This is a genomic window from Bacteroidetes Order II. bacterium (assembly GCA_016788705.1).
In the GTDB taxonomy this organism is placed as follows: domain Bacteria; phylum Bacteroidota; class Rhodothermia; order Rhodothermales; family UBA2364; genus UBA2364.
The window spans coordinates 37,171-43,959 of the sequence record JAEUSQ010000049.1 but is presented as its reverse complement, the minus strand read 5'-3'; the positions used below and the strand labels follow the sequence as shown (position 1 = coordinate 43,959).

Here is a 6,789-nt window from a genome sequence, read left to right as displayed (position 1 = left end):
TACGGAGCGGAAATCTATGCCCGTATTCAATCCTTTATCTCCACTGTCCGAAAACTCCAATTCAATCCTTTCAATGAACTCTATACCGTGCTATCTGGCGGTATCCCAGAGTATCGGGGCCCCGCAGGCTAACCAGTTACTAAAAATTAATATATAGGTTTTCTTTTCGACCCATATAGCTTTGTTTCGTCTAAAAGAATGGCTTCCTGAATAATTTCAACAATCTTTTCCCTTGGCATTTTAGAAAGGTCACTTACTTCAATACCGTACACCTGTTTTCTGCCTTTATGCGCTAACAGACCTTGGTAGTTTGAAAGTTCATTCCCACGGATAAAGGCAAGCTCTACAACACCATTCTTGAGCGGATTCAAATAACAAATCCAGCTCTTATTATAATAAAAAGGGATTTTATATCTTATTTTATCAGTTAAATTATATGTTGAAACCAATAGATGATGTAAGTAAATCATTACTTCACGCTGGGGCCCGTCATATTGATCTATGAATTGATCAACCTCTGAATACATGTTTCTCATAAACAACTATGATTAATTCAAGAATTATTTAAATTAAAATTCAGTGTTTTATAAATTTTAAATAAAAATTTTCTTTAAAATATTTTATAAATACCATATACAAATATAATTATGTTAATCACAAATATTGGTATAATCATTTAGTTTATTTAGAATTATCTTGTCTGTACATAACAGATTAGAAAAACCTTTTTAAAATTGTTTACCTATATGATAAAAAATTAACAAATTAACATTTGCATAGTATAAAAATTCTTACTAGTGTAAGTCAAGCGGCTTTCTCCAAGGGTGTAGCCCGATACCAATACATTTTTTTGACAAGTTCTCGGTGGTATCTACCTTTTTTGCCGTATTTTGTAATTTATTTTTTATGCTCAATTCAACTACGCTAAGATGCTCAAAACCATTCGCTTGCTCTTCATCACCGCCTATTTTTCAGGACTTGCATGGGCACAAGGCCCCAACCACACCCAATTTGCTCCAATGCCTTTTCCGCCCGCAGACGGTCTCCGAACCGGATCCGGAGCCCCAGGCGCCGAGTATTGGCAAAATACAGCTTCCTATCAGATCAAGGTCAGCCTTATCCCCGAAGCCCATACCATTCGCGGAAGACAAACCATCACCTATACCAATCATTCACCGGATGCCCTGCCTTTTTTATGGCTGCATATGGAGCAAAACCTGTTTAAACCTAATAGTGCAGGCCAACTAAAACAACCACCGGAATCGCGCTGGCGCGGTAGTTTTGCGGATGGTGGTTTGGAACTTCCATCTCTTATGGTAATCATGAATGGAAAAAGATACACCCCGAAGACCTTTCTCAACGATACACGCTTGAGGGTGGACCTTGAAGCCCCTTTGGCCGCTAAAGGCGGAATCGTACAATTAGAAATAGAGTGGTCTTTTGTTATACCGGAATATGGCGCAGACCGTATGGGACGTTTTGATGCCGAACAAGGCATGGTGTATCAATTGGCCCAATGGTACCCACGTATGTGCGTATATGACGCTACCGATGGCTGGAATACAATGCCTTACTTGGGACAAGGCGAATTTTATTTAGATTACGGAAATTATGACTTCGAGATTACCGCACCCTCAAATATGATCGTTGTCGCTTCCGGCAGTTTATTAAATCCAGAAACCGTTTTAACCACTGCCCAACTTCAACGTTATCAACAAGCCAAAAACACAGCCATCACGGTAAGGATTGTGAAGCCGGAAGAAGTGGGCACACCCACAAGCAGGCCACAAGGGAAAGAGGTCTTGGTTTGGAAATTCCGGGCAGAAAATGTCCGTGATGTGGCTTGGGCAGCCTCGGCGGCCTTTATCTGGGATGCCGCCACCGTGGATGGCGTCTGGCTGGCCTCCGCGTATCCCAAAGAAGGGCTGGGCAATTCGGAAAACCCCGGATGGGAAGAATCTACACAGATGATGGCCCATTCCCTAAAAGAATACGCCACCCGTTGGATGAAATATCCTTACCCTTCTATGACCAATGTGGCAGGTGTTGTTGGCGGCATGGAGTATCCGATGATGATCTTTTGTGCTGTTGGAGACCGAGGAGAAAGCCTGTTTGGGGTTACTGATCATGAATTCGGCCACATTTATTACCCCATGATCGTTGGATCCGACGAACGCCGTCATGCATGGATGGACGAAGGATTTAACACGTTTATCAACTTCTATGCCACCCTTTCTTATTACAAACAAGATCCAAAGTCCTTTTGGCAAAATACCGCAGAGCAAATCACCTTCTACAGCCAAATAGGTTATTGGGACCAGCCTCTAACCACCGCACCAGACCTCACTGTTCCGGAGGCATTAGGTCTTTTGGCGTATTACAAACCCGCCTATGGGCTTACGCTCCTTCGGGAATACATTCTTGGCCCGGAGTCTTTCGATGCCGCTTTCCGTACCTATACCGAGCGCTGGAAATATAAACACCCGCAGCCACAAGACTTTTTCCGCACCATCGAAGATGTTTCTGGAGAAGACCTTGCTTGGTTTTGGCGGGGTTGGTTTTATTCCAATGAACGGTATGATGTGGGGATTCAAAGCGTTGAGATGGGATCAGGTGAAATGATACTTACCCTCAAAAAAAACAAGCCCTTGATACTGCCACAGCTATTGGAAATCACCTATCAAAACAATACCAAAGAGCGCATAAAACTACCCGCCATCATCTGGCATATGGGAGATACCTTTACCAAGTCGTTACCCGTGAAAGGCAAGGTTTTAAAGGTGCAATTAGATCCAGATAAACTATTGCCAGACCAAAACCGTGCAAACGACGCTTGGAAGAGTAAAAACTAATTGTTTTTGATGAACATAAAAATAGCCCCTGTTGTGTGATTGAACAGGGGCTATTTTTTGATTCGTGAAGCAAGTGTCAAATACCGTTTCGCCAGCTAAATCTTTCATGGGTTATTGAAGGGGCAAACAACCATCCGGCGACGGGTTATTTGTGCTTGGGTTCGGGTAATAAAACGCGGTCTATCAACCCATACGCTTGGGCTTCTTTTCCAGACAGCCAATAGTCACGGTCTGCATCAGATTCCAATTGTTCGAGGGATTTACCCGTATGATGGCTCAGAATTTCATAAAGGGTTGTTTTGATCTTGGCAATCTCCCGGGCGGTAATCTCTATATCAGACGCCTGCCCTTGTGCGCCTCCAAGCGGCTGATGAATCATGATTCGGGAATGAGGCAATGCCGCCCGTTTTCCAGATTCACCCGCTGCCAGCAATACGGCACCCATCGAGGCAGCCAAGCCTACACATATGGTGGCTACCTGAGGCGTAATAAACTGCATGGTATCATAAATGGCCAAGCCGCTATCCACACTTCCACCAGGTGAATTGATGTATATACTGATGTCGCGGTCGGGATCGTCACTGGCCAAAAACAACAGCTGCGCAATGGCCAGATTGGCGGTCCAGTCATCTATCGGCGTACCAATCATCACAATGCGCTCTTTGAGCAAGCGGCTGAAAATATCATATCGGATAGAACCACGCGACGTCACTTCCTCAACGGTTGGAATCACCGCCTGAATGGGTGTATTCTGAAAGGGCTTACTGTAGATACCTTCTGGAATAGACGTTAAACTGCGCGTAAACTTAAAGAAATCTTGCACCATTGGGCTTTGGAATAAAGACAATCTACTGATGGTATGAAAGTATTGATAGACTCAGCGGATTTGTCTGGTGAAACACATTTATTTGATAACAGACCCCTTTCCAGATAAAGAAAGGGCTGGTCTGAACACATCACAACCAACCCTTTTCAAACTGGTTCCCCAGCGGGTATTTATTCGGCTTTTACGCCTGCTTCCGACGACACATTCGTCAGTTCTTGTTTCATTTCTTCAATCTCCGCTCGGATACTAGCCAAGTCTTTTTGCAAATCGCGGGCAACGTCCTCTTCCCCTCCTTCTTGCAATTCGGTTACCTGGGCACTGATCTTGGCTTCTTGCCCTTCCAAATACGAGAGGTCTTCCTTAGCTTGCTCTTTCTCGAAGTCTGCACGCGACTTTTCCACAACGGCTACGTTGTTTTTGAGAAAGTCTAAGGCTTTTTGGGACAAGATTTTATCTTCCATTTCATTCACGAAGGCCTCCTTATTGTTTTGTTCAAAGATACTACGAATCATATCCACGTCAACAAAACCTAATGCGGAGGCCAGTTCATTGTAATAGGCTTGGTAATCTTCGTCCAAAATATCAAAATTCTGTTCTTCTATAATTTTGTCACGGATAACCATCCAACGGGCTGCCTGCTCGGCATTTTTCGTTTGCGAAAGCCGATAATGGTTCTCATTGTATGAATCAGGAAGTTTTCCATTAAATTTGCGGAGTTGTTCTTCCCTATATGTTTTGACATAATGGTCTAACATAGACTCCACAACCGATTCTGGCACTTCAAATATATTCGCCTTCAGCGCCTCGCTGATGACCTTATTATCAACCAAATCGTTGGAGCGTTTTTCTCGGGCAGAAGTTTCCTGTTTCTCAAGGATTTGTTTCAATTCTTCCACCGTCTTGGCTTGCTCTTGAGACATTTTAGCGGCCAACTCGTCGGTCAACTCCGGAATATTTCGTTCCTGAATGTTCTTGATGGTAACTTGCCAAACGTGCGAATGTGCGTGTGCAGGATCTTCGTGTGTTACGGTAACCTCCACCACATCGCCTGATTTTTTGCCCAATAATGCTGCTTTAAAAACCTCCAACAGATTGGGGTCATTCATCACAATTGTTGCATTTTCCTCATTTCTACCCGAATCTTTCACTTCTTTGGTTTCGGCATCCAACTCCACCATATCGGTTGTAAGGATAGACTTTTCACCAACCGCATCATCCGAGTCTTCCAAGGTAGATTGGCGGAGGAGCATATAGTCAAGCTGCCCCTGCACGTCTTCTGGTGTAACCGGATTCACAAGACGAGAAACCTGAACCCCTTCTAGTGTTGACAATTCAAATTGCGGATAAATCCCAAAACGAATAACGGCTTTAAGGTCTTGACCATCTGCATACTCAAAAACCGTCATTTTAGACTGACCAAACGTTTCGTATGCAGGATTGTCTAACACTTCATCTTCAAACGTGTCTTTCACAAGTTTATCTACCACCTCGAATGCAGCTGCTTCACCATACAACTTTTTGATGAGCTGTTTTGGTACTTTGCCCGGACGAAACCCCGGCATGGTAGCTTTCTTGGCCACTTGACGAAGTTTATTCTCAATAAAAGGCGTCAGTTCGGTAGCAGGTATTTCAAGTACAAAATCATATTCCACCGAGTTGACAGGAGTAATTGTGGTGTTCATAAAACGTTCATTCGGTTGGCATGTATAAAACAGAGACCTTAAAAGTACATAGAAGAATTAAGTTTATCAAAATAGCGAATGAATATCTAAATGGCAATTCGGGAATAATAAAGATTCATAAAATTCAATACCCTGCCTGATTAATCGCGTAGGTTGCCCCCTCTCTGTTCATCGGTGGGAAAAGTTTTCGCCATTTGTAACATAATCAGGCCAGCCATCAACCAAAATCCAGCCGCTACGGAAAACGCATAGGTCCGCCCCCACCAAACGACCATCAGTGAAATAACGACCGGGCCAAAGCCACGTCCTAAATCATCGGCTAAGTTGTATAGGGCAAAAACGGATCCTCGGGCATGAGGCCGGTTTACGTTGATGAGCATTGCCCGGATGTTGGGGCTGGCAATAATCACCAAAAACCCTGAAACAGCCGCCAAAAAGAGTGGCCAGCCTATCCCAGGTGTTGAGAAGCCTTTCTGAGAAGGATAATTTAAGAGCATTAAAACAGGCAATACGCCCACCAAAGTGGTCCAACCAGCTAATTTTGGCAATTTTGCAGCTGATTCATTGTAAAGACGATTTCCCCAAAGCCCCCCCACAAAACTCCCGATAATACTGGCCACTCCGGCTCCCATCACCACAAGGGTGGCTTGTGCAACCGAAAAACCTTTGTCTTGCGCATAAAAGTCATTCAAAAAAGTAAAAAACACCCCCCAAGGAATGGTTGCCAAAATACTTTGTGCAAAGATTAGCCGATTGGTGGGAATCTGAAACAATTCTCGGATAGAGGAAAAGGTTATTTTTTTGGAGATGTGGATATCTGCGCTATCTACTTCATAAGCACCACGTTTGGGCTCGGTCACATACCAAGCAAACACAAAGGTAAGCAATAAATTGGGAATAGCCACCACCACAAAAGGTAATCGCCAGCCATAAACGGGTCCCAGAAAGCCCGCCATCAATTGCCCAGAGGCCACGCCCAGCCCCATAGCCAGTGCAATAATCCCGGTAGCTTTTGCACGATGTGTTGCAGGAAACAAATCGCCCAACAAGGAATAGACCAATGGCAAAGCACCGCCAATGCCAATTCCTGTAAAAGCACGTAGCCAATACAATTGTGTATAGTTTTGGGCAAATCCGGTCAACAGGCATGGTATCGTTCCGATGAGTACAACGGCCAGAAACAATGGCTTCCGAGCAACGCGATCGGTCCAATGACCAATAAACAGCGTAACCACCCCGCCTAACATCCAGAAAACCAACGAGATATCCCCCCCAAGTTTCACGTCTCGTTCTGTCTCAGAAAATCCAAACTCTTGGGCAATCTGGGTTAGGTTGGGGGCCATCAAGTTTTGGTCGGCATATAAAAAAGCCGACATCAGGGCAAGGAGCCAAACGGTACGGCTCTGAGAGGTTTTATTGGACATAAAAA

The 6,789-nt window shown here is 44.2% G+C and carries 5 protein-coding genes; 1 reads left to right on the top strand and 4 read right to left on the bottom strand.

The annotated features are described in order from the left end of the window. Positions 1–146: 146 nt before the first annotated feature. Complete coding sequence (locus JNN12_12480; GenBank protein MBL7979150.1) at positions 147–536, bottom strand: DUF1801 domain-containing protein; 390 nt, start codon at positions 534–536, stop codon at positions 147–149. A 393-nt stretch (positions 537–929) separates the two neighbouring features. Between JNN12_12480 and JNN12_12475 the strand changes: the two genes are divergently transcribed. Continuing rightward, positions 930–2,852 (top strand): M1 family metallopeptidase, encoded by a 1,923-nt coding sequence (locus JNN12_12475; protein MBL7979149.1) that lies wholly within the window; start codon positions 930–932, stop codon positions 2,850–2,852. Between the two features lie 145 nt (positions 2,853–2,997). Here the strand turns inward: JNN12_12475 and JNN12_12470 are convergent, their stop codons facing one another. The 3 genes from JNN12_12470 to JNN12_12460 form a co-directional block, all read right to left on the bottom strand. Next, positions 2,998–3,678 carry an ATP-dependent Clp protease proteolytic subunit gene (locus tag JNN12_12470; protein MBL7979148.1) on the bottom strand — a complete coding sequence of 227 codons (681 nt, stop codon included), beginning with the start codon at positions 3,676–3,678 and terminating at the stop codon, positions 2,998–3,000. A gap of 170 nt (positions 3,679–3,848) precedes the next feature. Next, positions 3,849–5,360, bottom strand: a complete 1,512-nt coding sequence (gene tig / locus JNN12_12465; GenBank protein ID MBL7979147.1) for a trigger factor — start codon at positions 5,358–5,360, stop codon at positions 3,849–3,851. A 140-nt stretch (positions 5,361–5,500) separates the two neighbouring features. Further along, a complete protein-coding gene (locus tag JNN12_12460) occupies positions 5,501–6,784 on the bottom strand; it encodes an MFS transporter (GenBank protein MBL7979146.1) in 1,284 nt (427 codons plus the stop codon). Positions 6,785–6,789 lie beyond the last annotated feature (5 nt).